The organism is Paenibacillus sp. FSL K6-3182 (assembly GCF_037976325.1).
Classification (GTDB): domain Bacteria; phylum Bacillota; class Bacilli; order Paenibacillales; family Paenibacillaceae; genus Pristimantibacillus.
In genome coordinates, this window is the sequence record NZ_CP150265.1 from 4,594,143 (window position 1) to 4,610,857 (window position 16,715).

Genomic DNA, 16,715 nt, shown 5'->3' on the forward strand with positions numbered 1-16,715 from the left:
ACTATTTCATGAACAACGCTATGATGTTACATCCATATGCGCCTGAGCAGGTGGCTCGTAATGATCCAAACAACGGAAAACAATACCTTTCTGGGCCATCATATTGCTCACCTTTTCACTGTCTTTCGGATAACTGCGATGATAGACGATTTCGATAACACCGCTGTTCGCAAGCATGTTAGCGCATGTCCAGCAAGGTTGGTCGGTTACATAAACGGTTGAGCCTTCGCGATCGGTACGATCGGTGAACAGCAGCAAATTTTGCTCCGCATGTATCGTTCGAATACAGCGTTGTTTCTTGAATGGCTGCTCCTTGCCGTCAACCAGCTTCATCTCAACTTCCTCCGAAATCATGCAGCCTGCCTCGAGACAATCCTGCACGCCCATCGGAGCACCGTTATACGCTGTGCCAAGCAGTTTTTTTCCTTGTACAAGAACAGCTCCAACATGTCTGCGCGGACAACGCGAGCGCGTCGAAACCATATAGGCAATATCCATGAAGTAGGTGTCCCAGTCCTTGCGGTCGGCATCCTTCGTTTGGGTGCTCATAACTCAACTTCCTCTCTCATGCTGCATCTGATGATCTCTGGTTGCATTTATTTATCGTATATTTCTTCGTTAAAGCTGATTCATTATCAAGTGGACACTAAAGCGTTTAGGCTTAGGCTTGGCTGGCAGCAATGGCTTGCTCAATATCCGCCAAAATATCATCAATGCCTTCTGTACCGATCGATAGACGAATCATGCCTGGAGAAACGCCCGCATTAGCTTGCTGTTCCTCAGACAATTGCAGATGTGTTGTGCTTGCTGGATGAATAATTAGCGACTTGGAATCGCCGACATTCGCCAAATGCGAGAATAGCTGAACGGAGTTGATCACTTTCTTGCCCGCTTCTACTCCGCCTTTAATGCCAAATGTCATAATTGCGCCTTTACCCTTCGGCAAATATTTTTGGGCAAGGTCATAGGATGGGTGGCTTGGAAGTCCTGGATAGCTAACCCACTCAACCGCTTCATGGCCTTCCAAATATTCAGCTACCTTTTGCGCATTTGAGCTATGGCGCTCCATACGAAGATGCAGCGTCTCAAGTCCTTGAAGCAATAGGAAGGAGTTGAAAGGTGAAATGGCAGCACCCATATCTCTTAGCAATTGGACGCGCGCTTTAATGATATAAGCGACAGGGCCAACTGCATCGGTGTAAACAACGCCATTGTAGCTTGGATCTGGCTCAGTAAGACCAGGGAATTTGCCGCTGGCTTTCCAGTCAAACTTGCCGCCGTCTACAATGATACCGCCGATTGATGTTCCATGTCCGCCGATAAATTTAGTCGCGGAATGCACTACAATGTCTGCTCCATGTTCAATCGGTCTGCACAAGTATGGGCTCGGGAATGTATTGTCCACGATAAATGGAATGCCATTCTCATGTGCAATTGCAGCAACCGCTTCAAGATCGATAACATCGCCCTTCGGATTTCCGATCGTTTCAGCATATACTGCTTTCGTACGCTCGTTGATTGCTCCGCGGAAGTTTTCCGGATTCGACGGATCAACAAATCTTACAGTGATGCCAAGCTTTGCAAGCGTCATTGAGAATAAGTTGTAAGTACCTCCGTACAGGCTTGTAGCGGAAACGATCTCATCGCCAGCTCCTGCAATATTTAGAATCGCGTATGTAATAGCCGATTGACCAGAAGCAACTGCCAATGCTGCCGGAGCACCCTCTAATTCAGCTACACGTTTCTCAAAAACATCCGATGTCGGGTTCATAATTCGGGAGTAAATATTTCCAAATTCCTGCAATGCAAATAGATTCGCTGCATGATCTGTATCTTTGAATCCGTAAGATGTCGTCTGGTAGATAGGTACTGCGCGCGACAACGTAGTCGGATCGATTTGCTGACCTCCGTGGACGGATAGTGTATCAAGGGAAAGCTTGCGTTGTTCTGACATTTTCTCGACTCCTTCAAATGAGTTAATAGATAATGGCAAACGGAAGTTGTAAATATCCGCTTCTTTCCATTCTCTCACAATTATGGACGAGCTACAATGCTGTCTTCCAATCCTTTTAATAGTTTTTCTCCAATTCCCTTGACACGGAGTAAATCATTAACGGTCGCAAATTTGCCGTTTCTTTCTCTATCTTCAATAATTGCTTTTGCTTTGGACGGTCCGATTCCTTTCAAATCATCAAGTTCCGCCTCCGTTGCGCGGTTGATATCAAGCTTTGCTGCATCATCCATGCCCGCATTAGCAATCGGTGCTGCTGGTGCAGTGGATACAATCGTATCCTCCTTTAAAACAGCTTTCTCATCCGACTCATTTCGATGATCAACACCCGCAGCTGATGCTTCTTGCTCCTTTTCCGGGATCATTTCAGTATCCTTCTTGTTCTTTACGTCTTCTTCACCCGTATCTGCTGCATCAATTGCAGCGACTGCAGATTTCACAGCATCGTTTAAAGGTACCCAATCACCTGTTTCCTTCTGCTTAGGCTCCATAAAAGCAGCGGCCAGCAATATAGCTGCAGCAAGTATTAAAATAGAAGCAAATAAAATAGCTTTGCTAGAAATCGTTCCAGTTAAAAGCTTCACTTCTTCACTCTCCTTTGAAAGCGACGAATTATTTGGTAATTAGTGACATATGAAACAAGTCCTGCGGAATAAGGTAAGAGAGCACACGAAATGAGTACGGCTATTGAAATTTTCACTCGGGATTTGTTCGCATATAACCATTCTCTACAAATTAAAGCAGGTTATGCGCGCGCCAAACCTATAGGAGGGTTCAGCATGAATGTCGGATTTATCGGGACGGGCACAATGGGAAGCCTGCTCATTGAAGCTTTGATCGCATCTGGTGCATTATCACCAAAACAAATTGCCGTCAGCAACCGCACCTTTGCAAAAGCGCAAGCCTTGGCCAACCGTTATTCCGGCATGAGAGCCGAATATACGAATGCTGCGGCTGCCTGCGGCTGCGATATTGTTTTTTTGTGCGTAAAGCCTTTGGAGTTCAAAAAAGTGGTCGATGATTTGAAGGCAACTATTCGACCAAATCAGATTGTCGTATCTATAACGAGTCCTGTCCTTATCTCTCATCTAGAAGGGGAACTCGATTGCAAGGTAGCTAAGGTTATTCCGAGCATTACAAATTATGTATGGAGCGGAGCATCGCTTTGTATTTATGGGGAAACGATTGATGAAAATGATATGGCTCAACTGGAGGACTTATTATCCCATATTAGTCAACCGCTGCGAATAGATGAGAATTACACACGCATCGTATCCGACATTTCAAGCTGCGGACCAGCTTTTATGTCTTTCCTGCTTGAGCAATTTGTGGATGCTGCGGTTGAAGAAACGGGTATAAGCCGTGATGAAGCGCTGCGTGTTGCAAGCGCCATGCTGCTCGGAACCGGCTTGCTGCTGACCGAAGGCGGCCTTACACCAGCAGAGGTGCAAGAGAGAGTTGCCGTCCCTGGCGGCATTACAGCCAAAGCGCTAAACCTGCTGCGCCGCGAGACAGAAGGAGTGTTCAATCAACTCATCCGTACGACACATGCAAAGTTCGATGAAGATGTGGTCAAGGTTTCGACCGCCTTTATAGGCGAAGAGGTGAACGGTCAATAGCTGTTCTTCAGCTAATGCCCGCTCACCTCTTCTGTTTGTCTTAATTAGCAACGATATTGACTAGCTTGCCTTTTACCGCAATGACTTTACGGATTGTTTTGCCGGCAATCAGCTCTTGTACCTTCTCAAGTTCTTTCGCTATGCTTTCCATTTCAGCAACGTCCATATCAGCTGCAATGGAGATACGATCTGCGATTTTACCATTTACTTGTACGACGATCTCAACCTCTTGATCGACCGTCCAAGCTTCTTCGAACGTCGGGAACGCTGCATACGTAAGCGAATCCGTGCGTCCCAGCTTCTCCCATAGCTCTTCCGCGATATGCGGCGCAATTGGAGAAATCAATTGAACGAATTGCTCCATTGCTGCTTGAGGAAGCACTTCTGTTTTATAGGCTTCGTTTACAAAAATCATGAGCTGGCTGATTACGGTGTTGAAGCGAAGTCCCTCATAATCATCCGTAATTTTTTTGATTGAACGATGCCATGTGCGCTTGAATGCATCACTCGTTTCGCCATTGCCGATTTTGGCATTCAAGCTGCCATCCTCGTTCACGAACAAACGCCATACACGGTTAAGGAAACGATATGTTCCTTCCACACCATTGGTATTCCAAGGTTTCGTTGCTTCAAGCGGACCCATAAACATTTCGTACATACGTAGCGTATCTGCGCCAAACTCGTTTACGATATCATCTGGATTGATAACATTTCCACGCGATTTGGACATTTTTTCGTTGTTGTTTCCAAGGATCATGCCTTGGTTGACAAGCTTATGGAACGGCTCCTTTGTATCTACAACGCCGATATCATAAAGCACCTTGTGCCAGAAACGAGCGTAAAGCAGATGCAGAACAGCGTGCTCAGCGCCACCGATGTAAAGGTCAACCGGCAGCCATTGCTTTTGCTTCTCTGGCGAACAAAGCTGTTTGTCGTTTTTAGGATCGATGAAGCGCAGGTAGTACCAGCAGCTGCCTGCCCATTGCGGCATCGTGTTCGTTTCACGGCGAGCCTTCATGCCCGTTTCAGGATCAATCGTGTTCACCCATTCCGTAACGCTGGCAAGCGGTGATTCCCCTGTTCCTGAAGGAGTAATAGCATCAACATCAGGCAGCAGAAGCGGAAGCTGATCCTCAGGAACAGTCTTCATCGTACCATCCTCCAAGTGAAGGATCGGAATCGGCTCACCCCAGTAGCGCTGGCGGCTGAACAACCAATCGCGCAGGCGGTAAGTGATTTTCCCTTTTCCTTTGCCCGATGCATCCAGATGCTCTATCATCTTCGCAATCGCTTCTTCATTCGTCAAACCGTTCAAGAAATCGGAATTGACATGAATGCCGTCGCCTGCATAAGCTTCCTTCGTAACATCTCCGCCTTGCACAACCTCAACGATCGGCAAATCAAATTGCTTTGCAAATTCCCAGTCGCGAGCGTCATGACCTGGAACAGCCATAATAGCACCCGTTCCATAACCAGCAAGAACATAATCTGCAATCCAGATTTGTGTTTTCACGCCATTAACGGGATTAATGGCATAAGCTCCTGTGAACACGCCTGACTTGTCTTTCGCCAAATCAGTACGCTCCAAATCACTCTTGCGCGATGCTGCCAGTTGATAAGCTTCAACTGCTTCTTTTTGCTCTGCCGTTACGATTTTTGCAACAAGCTCATGTTCAGGAGCGAGTACGCAATAAGTCGCGCCAAACAATGTATCTGGACGAGTCGTAAATACGACCAATGCGGAATCATGACCGTCAATCTCAAAGGTAACCTCAGCTCCTTTGGATTTTCCAATCCAGTTGCGCTGCATATCCTTAATGCTCTCTGTCCAGTCCAGTTCTTCCAAATCATCCAACAGACGATCCGCGTATTCCGTAATTTTCAAAATCCACTGACGCATAGGCTTGCGAACAACGGGATGATTGCCCCGCTCGCTTAGGCCGTTAATAACCTCTTCATTGGCAAGCACCGTTCCAAGAGCCTCACACCAGTTAACTGATACTTCAGCAACATAAGCGAGTCCTCTGTTGTACAATTGGATAAAAATCCATTGCGTCCATTTATAATATTCAGGATCGGTTGTACTAATCTCGCGATCCCAATCGTATGAGAAGCCAAGTGATTTTATTTGTCTGCGGAAATTATCGATGTTTACAAACGTAATATCGCGCGGATGCTTTCCTGTATCAAGCGCATGCTGCTCAGCAGGCAATCCGAACGCGTCCCAGCCCATTGGATGAAGGACATTATAACCTTTCATTCTTTTGTAGCGAGACACGATATCCGTCGCTGTATAACCTTCTGGATGTCCAACATGCAAGCCAGCTCCAGATGGATATGGAAACATATCTAATGCGTAAAACTTTGGTTTTTCAGCATCCTCTGTCGTTTGAAACGTTTTGTTTTTATCCCAAAATTGCTGCCATTTCGGCTCCACAACAAGCGGGTTATAGCCGTGAAATTGCTGTTCTTGACTCATGTGCTCATATCCTCTCTCAAATAAATGCTGCATGCATAATTGTACAAAAAAACATAAAACCTCTCGCCCCTAGCGAATTATCGCTAGGGACGAGAGGTTGTTCTCCCGTGGTACCACCCTAGTTAGCGAAAGACATGCTTTGCCGATCGCTCACTTGTCGCCCTTATCGCGGGCCAAACGGTGATTTTCGCGTAAACGATGTTTCGTAAACATCGCTTTCGTTAATCGCACAGCTCCAAGGCGAGCTTCATTTCGCTGCAGGTCCGGCTTCCACCATAAATCACCGGCTCTCTAGGCCTGACAAACGAAATTACTGTTCCTCTTCAACGCTCCATATGCATAAAATCGTTAGTTTCGATTATAAAGATCACACGGTTCGGTGTCAAGAGAACGAACTTGAACTTCAAGCGTATACTAATCAATTTGCACAACACATTTATTTTTCTTGTGCTCCTGATATGGTTTTATTCGCTCCAGCTCCGAAGCCTATATATCCAAAAATAACGGCAACGGCTACTAGCATCACTAATGAGACAGTCCAATTATTCGTCAAATCATGAATGAGTCCAAACAACAGCGGTCCGGCAGCGGCAAGCAGATAACCAAGAGACTGCGCCATCCCCGACAACTGAGCCGACTGCCTTGTGCTGCTTGTCCGCAGTACAAAAAACATAACCGCGAGACTAAAGCCGGAACCGCCGGCAATTCCGAGTAAGATCATACAAATCGGAATAAGATCCACATTCCCGCTAAGGAGCCCTAAATATCCTAGGAGCAGCAAGATCGTTGTAAGAATAACAAGCAGCCTTTGGCTTGCCTGCTTTCCCGCAATGACAGGGATAATAAAAGTCGCGGGCAAGCTGACAAATTGCAGCAGTGACAGCATCCATCCCGCATCAACGTGACTCATGCCGCGGTCAGACAAAATTTCAGGCAGCCATGATATGTTGACATAGAAACAAAATGATTGAAGACCCATAAATAATGCTACTTTCCAAGCTAAGCCAGAGCGCAGCAGACCACCGTTCTTCTCGCCATCCGTTGCTGCTTTGTTGTTGTCCTTCTTCGCAAACGAACGAAGTTGCGGTACCCAAGCAATCGTAGCAATTAGAGCGAGCAGTGCCCAGCAGGCCAGCATCCCTTGCCAGCCAAAGGAAATCTTCTCTGTAATGGGAATGCTGAATCCTGAAGCTAGAGCAGCGCCTAAATTCATCACGACCGAATATAAACCAGTCATTAGACCGACGGTGGCCGGAAAATCTCTTTTTATCATGCTCGGAAGCAGTACGTTTGCAACTGCAATCGCCATGCCCAGCAAGATCGTTCCAACAAATAAAGCGGCTATCGCCGGAAGGGATCGAATTACAATCGCGCCAGTTAGCACAACCATTGCAATAAATAATGTGTTTTCCATACTAATGCGCTGTGCAATTCGTGGCGCAAGCGGAGAAATAAGTGCAAATGCTAGCAGTGGCAAGGTCGTCAGCAGTCCAGTGAGCGCACTGGAGATGCCAAACGAACGCTGAATTTCAGATACGATTGGTCCAACCGCTGTTAGTGGCGCTCGCAAATTAGCGGCTATTAGCAATATGCCAAGAAGCAGCAGCCATGAGCTTGTTATTGCAATTGGCGCAGAAGATGTAGATGCTGATGATAAATTTGAATTGCTGATTTTCACGAAATAATCCTTCTTTCTCATGCTGATCAATCTAAGTTGTTTAGTTTCCCATATAAGCGCCTTAAACATTCAACAAGGCGCCTTATACGATTATTACAAATAACAAATAGCAGCTTTTATTTTTTTACTCGATACCAATACTCGTATTGCGGGCCATACCCGATTTTATCGTACAGCCGATTAGCTGCTGCGTTATCTTTTACGACGAGCAGATAACCTTCAGTCGCTCCACGTCCCTTGCCCCATTGTAGAAGATGCAGCACTAGCTGCTCGCCAAAACCTTTATTTCGATAGTTAGGATCGGTCACAATATCATAAATACCAATCCAACCATCCTCAATCACCGCATAGCCGCATGCTACCGGTATTCCATTGTCGTGCAGGATTGCGCAGCATTTATCCAGCGGTGACTGTTCTATCATTTTGCGTGTAGTTGACCGCTGTTCATCCGTTAAACGACTAAAAACCGCAACCGCATCCAGCCAGTTCTCCGAAACTTCCTGTTCGAGCCAAATTTCAGCAGCCTTCGGGGATAGAGCGTCAGAAAGATGTATCGTCTTTACAATCGTCCGGTCGATAAGCTCATAACCGCGAGTCGCCAGTTCCTCATCAAGCGAGGTTGGCTGGACAAAGGGTGTTATTTTAAAAACAGAGCGTATTCCCTTGTGTTCATACAGTTCCTCGCAGGAGCTGATTTTTGCATCAAGCTGAAGCGTGCTGCCGTACACAGGATTAATCGAATTGGAACGTTTCGTATAACCTTCTGCAAAACGAAGCAGCCAGCCGTCGTAGACAACCGTTTGCAAAGCTGGCCAGCCATTCAAGCTCATTTCCTCTATGCGAAAATGCAACAGTCGTTTAATCTGCTCCATATGATGCTGATCATGCCATATAAAATCTTTTATATACTGACTCACTTCAAAGGCATGGCCGTCCGCATCTACATATTTAGCTTTGTATTGCTCATCTGCTAACTGTGCTATCGTGTCAATAATCCGCTCACGTATGCTTGCAGCTTCATGAACGAGCTCAGCGACCGAAGTTGACCTGCTGTATATTTTTGCTTGTTCGTTAAACTCATTATAATCCAGATGTTTAACCGTAAGCGGCAGGCCAGCTCGCACCTTTAAGATTGCTTCTTCATAAAAATAAATATCCCAACGTAAAATATGGGCTGTGACGTCTCGAACCGACCACTTTCCTGCGGCAATGCTCTGATTCCAAATACGTTCGTCGTAACGCGCCAAATCGGTTACAAACGTTATCCATTCTTTGAAGGTGTCCAGCAGCTGCATTTTCTCGACAACCATATGCAAATTCCACTCCCCTTAAACTGGCATAATCATCCAAGCTTCCATTTATCATAAAGGATGATTCATTAAGGAGAAAGATTTTTTTCCATTTTTGAAATAAAAAAAGCCGCCTCATGAGCAGCTAATTGCGATTCTGATCCTCATAACATATCAAATCGTTCAAGCTGTTCCAGCTGATTTTCTCGCTTCAATATTTCACTCTGCATCGGTCCAAGCAAATCAAAATGCGGATACTCTGACCGCGCATGAATATAGCGAGGGTTAAGTCCGTTATCGAGGCACCAGCGCGATAGCTTCTCCATATCGGAGCAGCCTACCTTCGTTACTGTCTTCATGTCTGGAAACCTCGAATCCAGCCAGTAGTGCGTCAGAAATGCAATTTCTCCGCGGGCAACGGCTTCCTTCCATCGCTGCAACTCTTTTCTTTTTATGCCAAAGGCCACAGCACATCGCTCCTTTAACGTTGAACATTCCTTCCTGACTAGATATGGACTCTTTAAGTCAGGATGTTCTTGACTCTCCCTACTTGCCCATCAGCCAGTCTCACTTTAATGCCATGAGGGTGCTTAGGCGAATTCGTCAAAATATCTTTCACTACACCTCGTGTCAGCTTTCCAGTCCGTTGATCCTGCTTCAAAACAATGTCTACCGATAGGCCCGCTTTGATCGCGGAGCGCTCTGTTCCATTCATATTTACCATTCCTCTGCTGCTCTAATGTCGGCTTTTAGCATAGCATAAGCAAAGTAAAGATGCACATTATAAGGACAGCTGTTATACTTAACATCAAAAGATGTAAACGAAATGAGGAAATGTATTAATGTCTAACGCATTTAACGCTTTGGGTATAATTCCCAAGCTAAGCGAATTGCTTCACCATGATGGAATTATCGAGCCGACTCCGGTTCAAAAGCAAGCGATTCCACTTCTGCTCAACGGGCAGGATGTTATTGCACAAGCTCAGACGGGCACAGGCAAAACGATTGCGTTTGCTTTGCCTATTTTGCAACGTATTAATATAGAGAAAGAACAAGTCCAAGCTCTCATATTAACTCCAACGAGGGAACTTGCGATTCAAATTACGAGCGAGCTCAAAAAACTTGTTCCCGCTGTTGGCGTAAGCGTGCTTGCTGCCTATGGCGGCCAAGACGTTGATGCTCAGATTCGCAAGCTGCAGCGCTCGCCCCATATCGTGGTTGCAACACCTGGTCGTCTTATCGATCATATGAAACGTGAAACCGTCAGCCTAGGCAAGCTGCAAATGCTTGTTCTCGATGAAGCGGATCAAATGCTTCACATGGGCTTCCTGCCAGATGTAGAAAGCATTATTTCACAAACGCCGAAAGCTCGTCAAACGATGTTGTTCTCAGCTACAATGCCTGATGCTATTCGCAAGCTGGCTGCTGATTATATGAAGACACCTGTCGATATTCGGGTACGCAGTACTAACGTCACACTCGACAGCATTACACAAATCGTCTATGAAACAACGGATAGAAGCAAGCAGCAAACTCTCGTGCATTTGCTTGAGCGTCATCAGCCGTATTTGGCCGTTATTTTTTGCCGGACTAAAGTTCGCGCGAAAAAATTAAACAAGGAACTCCAAGAGATCGGCATCGAATCGGATGAGCTGCACGGCGATCTTACGCAAGCGAAGCGTGAGCAAGTAATGAAGCGCTTCAGAGATGCAAGACTGCAGGTGCTCGTAGCCACTGACGTTGCTGCTCGCGGACTCGATGTTGAAGGGGTTACCCATGTTTACAACTACGACGTTCCACAAGACGGCGAGCTGTATATTCACCGTATTGGCAGAACAGGTCGCGCTGGGCAAGATGGCGCAGCCATTACACTCGCAACTCCTTATGACAAAAACCATTTGATTCTTATTGAACAAAGCATAAATGCTAAGCTTGCACGCCGTGCGATTGACAGCGAAGGCAACGAAACATCTGTACGCGCACAATCCGGCGATCGTCCAGAGAGAACACGCAGTGCAGCTGGCAAAAGCAGTACACGCGGCGGAAGCAGCAAGCCATCCGAGGGTGGACGCCGCGGCGGTCGTGACCGTTCTGCTCAAGGTGATCGCAATGCGAAGCCAGGCGGACGCAGAGGCCAACGCGAGACCGTTCGTCCTAATGCTGGCAAACGTACAGGCAGAACAGCTGAGATTCGCGGTCAAGCTTCCGAAGCAGCTGGCGAGAGCACAGGCTGGTCAGCCAACCGTGGGGACCGATTCGAATCCGCAAGCCCTGCTCGCGGTAATGACCGTTCCCAAAGCCGCAGCAGTTCCACTCGCGGCGGTGATCGTTCCGAAAGTCGCGGAAGTTCAGCTCGCGGTGGCGAACGCTCCGAGAGTCGTGGCGGCTCAGCTCGCGGTGGTGCAAGCCGCACCGGCGGCTTCGGCAGTCCTCGCGGCGCAGAGCATGTAGCAGGCCGTGCCTCGTCCAAGGTGGATAGCCCTTGGGAAGCAGCGCGCAGTGATTTCAAAGCGAAAACACTAAATGAGCACGAAAACGGCCGTGGAACAGGCAAGCGCGGCAAATCATCGTCAGGCGGACGCAGCGGCTCACCTGCCGGCGGTCGCGGCAACAGTCCGCGTGGTGGCGGAAGCTCTTCGAGCAAACCGCGCGGTGGCGGCGGACGCAATCGGTAAACAACTTTAAAAGAAAGAGCGGTCAACACAGGAACTTATTCCCAGTGCTGACCGCTCTTTCTTTTTCTATATCATTCCGTCAGGATCTTACTTCGTTAACCGTTAGATCATACTGATTATTATTGCTAGTCAATGCCGCCTCATAATATCCTCTGCCGCAGCTAGTAGAATTGCATTGGCATTTATACGCGCCGCTGCATCCGCAAACGTAAAATTTAGTTTTCGTAAATCCGGGATAAATATTAGTAAGCTTTTCATAAAAGGTATGAGCATGGTGAGTGAAAATAGCTATAACATTATTTCGCACTTTGGATGGAATCGCATTAAAAAAATGATTCGTTTCTTCCTGGCTTATAACATGTGTTGGATCTACTGTAATTCCGCTTACCTTCAGCGGCCAATGGCAATCAATAATATAATAATAGCTAGGGTCCAAATTTTTAAGCAGGCTTATGCTTGCAAAGCTGAATTTTCCAGGAACATTATCCAGCCATACATATTTCACATTACCGTTCGTACCAGGAAAATTCATCTGTCCAAAAACATCTCCTAAATACTTTACGAATATCCCAAAGAAAAAGGGCTGTTTCAAAAGTTTTCACTTTTGAAACAGCCCTCTTGTTTAATTAGCTCCAAGCGTGCTCATAAAGCGCTCTAGCCACGCCATCCTCGCTATTCGAAAGTGCAACTGCATTAGCTGCCAGCTTCACTTCCTCTGGAGAATTGCCCATTGCTATGCCCATGCCCGCAAATTGAAGCATCGTAATATCATTATGATAATTGCCGATTGCTAGAATTCGGTTGCGATCAATGCCTTTAATTGCTGCAAGCTGCTGCAACGCTTTTCCTTTATTGGCTTCACTATGATGCACATCGATAAAAAAGTCGCCGCTCCGAATCGAATGAAGCTGCTTAGGCCATCCCGACCATTCCGTTTGCACGACATCCATCTGATCCTTCGTTCCAAAAACTGTGAATTTCACAAGGCCGCTAGGCAAGCCCAGGCGGAAATCATGAATCGATGGTTTAGCTTGAAAATGACCATACATCGCTTCCACTTCCGGCGTCATGCTCTCGACCATCATTTCAAACGCAGTATTCAAATCAAAATGAATGCCATTCTCGCGGCAATATTGAATAAAACGCAATAAATGTTCAGGTACCATATCGAATTGGTGAACAACGGAATGGTCGTCCGCATTTATCGTTGCTGCGCCGTTATGAGTAATCACCGTCCCGCTAAGTCCAAGCTCTTTCAGCACAGGAAGAGCGCCTGATGGTCCTCTCCCAGTACATAATACGATTTGAGCTCCGCGATTGGCAGCCTCATGTACCGACTCACGAATAGCTTTCGTCAGCACATGATCATCTGTAAGCAGCGTCCCATCCACATCTAAAGCAATTAAGTCATAATTAAGGCTCATGTCTCCACTCCTATTCCAAGCTCTGTAAGTGCTCTCTCTATCTTTTAATTACATCAAACACCAGATACAAAGTCTAATCAGTTTTCCGTTTATGTGAGCGCAGAAGCTCTAGTTCTTCTTCCGTCAGCTCCCGATAGGAGCCCTCTTCAAGAGTTTCATCAAGCTTAAGCGGGCCCATCGATACTCTTTTCAAGTATACGACCTTTTTGCCGACAGCTTCAAACATTCTTTTCACTTGGTGGAACTTACCTTCCATAATGGTAAGGGAGATACTCGAAAATATTTCATCATCCCGTTGTTCACGACTCTTGATGTGTAGCTCAGCCGGCATCGTAACATACCCGTCGTCTAATGCAACGCCAGCCAAAAAAAGCTGCTTGTCTTCTTCGCCAACATCGCCAAGAACCAATGCTTCATAGGTCTTCGCAACATGCTTGCGCGGAGACAACAGTTCATGAGCAAGCTGCCCATCATTCGTCAGCAGCAGCAAGCCAACCGTGTCTTTATCCAGTCGTCCGACTGGAAATGGATCTCGCTGCCGATCGGAGAGCTCAAGTAAATCGATTACCGTGCGTTCACGACTATCTTCTGTAGCAGAAATAACGCCCTGCGGCTTATTCAACATGAAATAAACGACATCACGATACACGACAGGTGCGCCGTCAAAATAAACCTTTGCTGTATCAGGGTCAACGATTAGTCCGCTGTCTTTCACTACTTTATCATCGACAACAACCATGCCGAGCTTCACAGCTCGTTTAATTTCGCTGCGCGTACCCAGTCCCATATGAGCGATTAGCTTGTCAATTCGAATACGTTTACTCATTCTACATCCATCTCCATCCTGCAGGCAGTTCATTTTTGATCATTCCAGCGGCATATTTCCCCCAGCCTATCGGGAAACCGTCTGTGCAAACTAATATATATCCTTTTGAGGCGGCGCCAGCATGCACCGTTAATTCCGATTCATCAACAAACAAGGTTTCCCCTTTGAGATATCGAATCGTCTGCTCATCAGACGAGCTCCAATTAACGGAGCGCACGGCTTCATCTCGCTTTAGCCCCATGGCTAGCGGGTGTGACGGTTCAAATCGACCTCGAATAGCTTCACCTACATACCAGCCGGCTCTAACCACGCGCAAGCCATCGAGCGATGGCAGTTCGGCAGGCTGAATATATACGCGAGAACCAAAGGCTACTACACGCCCTGGCCAGCTTCGTGCATTTATTGCAAATTGTTCTGCATACTGGTTCCACAGCTCAATTGGACTTGCTTCTTCCGTGAGGTTCATCGCGGCTCCATCACGACCACTCCCTGCCCCTTTCTTGTTTGCAGGGCGCTCCAATCCAGCGTTGGCCCAATCATTTCTCGTTTGCCGTTTAGCTGCGCGGCGCTCATCCCTATGATCTTGTTTCTTTTCTTGTCTTTTCCCGCTGCTTGGCACGACTTCACGTTTTAAGCTTCCGCCAGCAGACTGGACGCTCTGGCGCTTTACAGAAGCAGCAACCGCCGGCTCTTCTTCCATGATGCTTGTCCGCTCCCCGCTGCGTCTAAGGACAGCCGCATAATGACCTTCACCCTCGATTAAATGCGGCCATAGCCTTACCGTTCCTTGAATGGATTGCAGACGCTCTTCATCAAGCTGCGCCATGCCTTCTGCTAAATCCGCTCTGCCTGCCCTCCAGCCATGCTGAGGAGAAATAGCTTCAACAAAAAAATCTTCATGCTCGGCTAAAAACTGAGCCATTTGCTGCTCGTTCTCCTCCGGCGAGAACGTGCATGTCGAATAGACCATTCTCCCCCCAGGTGCCAGCATCGCTGCGGCATGCTGCATAATATCGCGCTGCATTAAGGAGCATTTTTCAATCGAGTGCTTCTCCCATTCTGCGATCATTGAATCATCCTTGCGAAACATGCCCTCGCCGGAGCATGGTGCATCAATGAGAATACGATCGAACCATTGTGGAAAAACAGCGGCAATTGCTGCGGGCTCATCGTTAAGCACGACAGCATTGCGTACGCCGGCAAGCTCTATATTTTTGGCCAAAGCCTTTGTTCTTTCTCTAGCGTTATCATTCGTGACGAGCACTCCGCTTCCTTGCAGCTTCCCTGCAATTTGCGTCGATTTACCTCCTGGAGCCGCGCATAGATCAAGTACGCGTTGACCAGGCTGAACGTCCAGCAGTTCTACCGGAGCCATCGCACTTGGTTCTTGAATATAATAGAGCCCCGCATGATAGTGCGGATGTTTGCCTGGCCGTTCGCCCTCTTTGTAATACAAACCATCCGGTGCCCAAGGTATTTCACGCACCTCTTCGCCCATGTCAGATAGCTTTTTCCATTGCTCGACACCTAGCTTTAATCGATTGATTCGAAGACCGTATACTCTCGGTGCATCATACGAAGACATAAAGCTATCAAACTCATCACCAAGCAGCTTTTCCATTTTTTCTGTGAAATTACGCGGCAAATTGCCGTTCATGCTATTTCCTCCTGCCAAATAAATAGCCTCTCAGCATTCGCCGAGGCATTCGTACACAAAGCTTAAGGATTCATTATACAACGCACGGAATAATGAAGCGCCATTAAAATTGTTGAAAAGTTAGACAAGCTCCGAAACGCTATTCGTTATTCAAAAATTGGTCGCATTCCTTAGCCGATTAATGGAATATACTTCCTTGCGTCTTTTTGACCATCTCGCCCATCTAACCTATGTAGCCTTCATGAAGCAAACAGCAATTATCGTTTAACAATAATACACGGCGAAAAAGCCATAAGGAGATTATTCATATGAAAAAAATAGTAGTAGGTACAGTCGTAGCTTCAGTCATTGCCGGAGCAACCCTTATCGGGTTGATGACGAATTCGGTCAGCGATCGCAGCATCGTTCAAGCCAAGGAAAACGTAAACCAAATAACGCAGCAGCATGTGAAACAGCCCACTGCAAACATTAGCAACGACTCGTTCCGCATCATTGAAGCAGCCAAGCAAAGTTTAGTATTTGAAATTAATGGCGAAGCAAGCCTATTCGAAGGCACCTACCATTTCACAATCAAGCAAGGCGATAAAATCATCATGACTGATTTTGGAACTGCTTCTGTAGGTGGACCGGAATGGGGTAAAGTGAATCAGACCATTATCGTTCCGGTAAATAAGTTGTCACTCGACAACCCGCTCCATATCGAGCTATATGAAATTGATCAAGAGAGCGGCGAACAAGTTCGCAAAATCAACATGCCGCTAACGATGTACGCAAGCAGCAAAAAAGTCGATAACGAATCATTTCGCAACCTGATGATCACTCCTGTATCCGTCGATTATTCCTTAAAGGGCGAGACTTTCAGAGGCACCTATAATTATACCCTAAAACATGGCGAAAAAGTGCTTGCCTCAGGTTTTGGAACAGCCTCTATCGGCGCACCTGACTGGGGCAAGGTTCCGTATGATTGGAACCGTCTGGGAGAGCATAACCAGAGCACGACTATTACTCATAAGGAGGCCGACCGCCATTTCAATTGAAATTGAACTTGTAAAAAAAG

General features: G+C 46.8%; 15 protein-coding genes and 1 other annotated feature. Of the genes, 3 read left to right on the forward strand and 12 right to left on the reverse strand.

Going from position 1 to position 16,715, the window contains the following annotated elements; translation table 11 throughout:
- Positions 1-18: 18 nt before the first annotated feature.
- The 3 genes from MHH56_RS20405 to MHH56_RS20415 form a co-directional block, all read right to left on the reverse strand.
- Positions 19-549, reverse strand: a complete 531-nt coding sequence (locus MHH56_RS20405) for a deaminase (protein ID WP_076266860.1) — start codon at positions 547-549, stop codon at positions 19-21.
- Between the two features lie 112 nt (positions 550-661).
- Positions 662-1,954 carry a homocysteine synthase gene (locus MHH56_RS20410; RefSeq protein WP_076266859.1) on the reverse strand — a complete coding sequence of 431 codons (1,293 nt, stop codon included), beginning with the start codon at positions 1,952-1,954 and terminating at the stop codon, positions 662-664.
- An 80-nt stretch (positions 1,955-2,034) separates the two neighbouring features.
- Entirely contained in the window at positions 2,035-2,595 is a 561-nt protein-coding gene (locus MHH56_RS20415) for a helix-hairpin-helix domain-containing protein (RefSeq protein WP_339203494.1), read from the reverse strand.
- A 195-nt stretch (positions 2,596-2,790) separates the two neighbouring features.
- On the opposite strand from MHH56_RS20415, the gene comER reads away from it, so the two are divergent.
- Complete coding sequence (comER, locus tag MHH56_RS20420; protein ID WP_339209683.1) at positions 2,791-3,630, forward strand: late competence protein ComER; 840 nt, start codon at positions 2,791-2,793, stop codon at positions 3,628-3,630.
- Between the two features lie 40 nt (positions 3,631-3,670).
- On the opposite strand, the gene leuS is transcribed toward comER, so the two are convergent.
- From leuS to MHH56_RS20445, 5 genes are all read right to left on the reverse strand, one after another.
- Positions 3,671-6,109 (reverse strand): leucine--tRNA ligase, encoded by a 2,439-nt coding sequence (leuS, locus tag MHH56_RS20425; protein WP_339203496.1) that lies wholly within the window; start codon positions 6,107-6,109, stop codon positions 3,671-3,673.
- A gap of 82 nt (positions 6,110-6,191) precedes the next feature.
- Positions 6,192-6,445: a binding site (T-box leader), on the reverse strand.
- Positions 6,446-6,545: 100 nt separating this feature from the next.
- A complete protein-coding gene (locus MHH56_RS20430) occupies positions 6,546-7,808 on the reverse strand; it encodes an MFS transporter (protein ID WP_339203497.1) in 1,263 nt (420 codons plus the stop codon).
- A gap of 95 nt (positions 7,809-7,903) precedes the next feature.
- Complete coding sequence (locus tag MHH56_RS20435; protein ID WP_339203498.1) at positions 7,904-9,097, reverse strand: GNAT family N-acetyltransferase; 1,194 nt, start codon at positions 9,095-9,097, stop codon at positions 7,904-7,906.
- A 143-nt stretch (positions 9,098-9,240) separates the two neighbouring features.
- Positions 9,241-9,543 (reverse strand): hypothetical protein, encoded by a 303-nt coding sequence (locus tag MHH56_RS20440; RefSeq protein ID WP_339203500.1) that lies wholly within the window; start codon positions 9,541-9,543, stop codon positions 9,241-9,243.
- Between the two features lie 53 nt (positions 9,544-9,596).
- On the reverse strand, positions 9,597-9,791 hold the full coding sequence (locus MHH56_RS20445; protein ID WP_076266853.1) for a YwbE family protein: 195 nt from the start codon (positions 9,789-9,791) through the stop codon (positions 9,597-9,599).
- Between the two features lie 127 nt (positions 9,792-9,918).
- Between MHH56_RS20445 and MHH56_RS20450 the strand changes: the two genes are divergently transcribed.
- Positions 9,919-11,751 carry a DEAD/DEAH box helicase gene (locus MHH56_RS20450; protein ID WP_339203503.1) on the forward strand — a complete coding sequence of 611 codons (1,833 nt, stop codon included), beginning with the start codon at positions 9,919-9,921 and terminating at the stop codon, positions 11,749-11,751.
- Between the two features lie 79 nt (positions 11,752-11,830).
- Here the strand turns inward: MHH56_RS20450 and MHH56_RS20455 are convergent, their stop codons facing one another.
- From MHH56_RS20455 to MHH56_RS20470, 4 genes are all read right to left on the reverse strand, one after another.
- The gene (locus MHH56_RS20455; protein WP_339203505.1) at positions 11,831-12,283 is read right to left on the reverse strand and encodes a hypothetical protein; all 453 of its coding nucleotides are present in this window, start codon (positions 12,281-12,283) and stop codon (positions 11,831-11,833) included.
- 94 nt (positions 12,284-12,377) lie between these two features.
- Positions 12,378-13,175, reverse strand: a complete 798-nt coding sequence (locus MHH56_RS20460; RefSeq protein WP_339203507.1) for a Cof-type HAD-IIB family hydrolase — start codon at positions 13,173-13,175, stop codon at positions 12,378-12,380.
- A gap of 73 nt (positions 13,176-13,248) precedes the next feature.
- The gene (locus MHH56_RS20465) at positions 13,249-14,001 is read right to left on the reverse strand and encodes a 16S rRNA pseudouridine(516) synthase (protein WP_339203509.1); all 753 of its coding nucleotides are present in this window, start codon (positions 13,999-14,001) and stop codon (positions 13,249-13,251) included.
- Between the two features lies 1 nt (position 14,002).
- On the reverse strand, positions 14,003-15,658 hold the full coding sequence (locus tag MHH56_RS20470; protein ID WP_339203510.1) for an RsmB/NOP family class I SAM-dependent RNA methyltransferase: 1,656 nt from the start codon (positions 15,656-15,658) through the stop codon (positions 14,003-14,005).
- Positions 15,659-15,966: 308 nt separating this feature from the next.
- Between MHH56_RS20470 and MHH56_RS20475 the strand changes: the two genes are divergently transcribed.
- A complete protein-coding gene (locus tag MHH56_RS20475; protein WP_339203512.1) occupies positions 15,967-16,695 on the forward strand; it encodes a Gmad2 immunoglobulin-like domain-containing protein in 729 nt (242 codons plus the stop codon).
- Positions 16,696-16,715 lie beyond the last annotated feature (20 nt).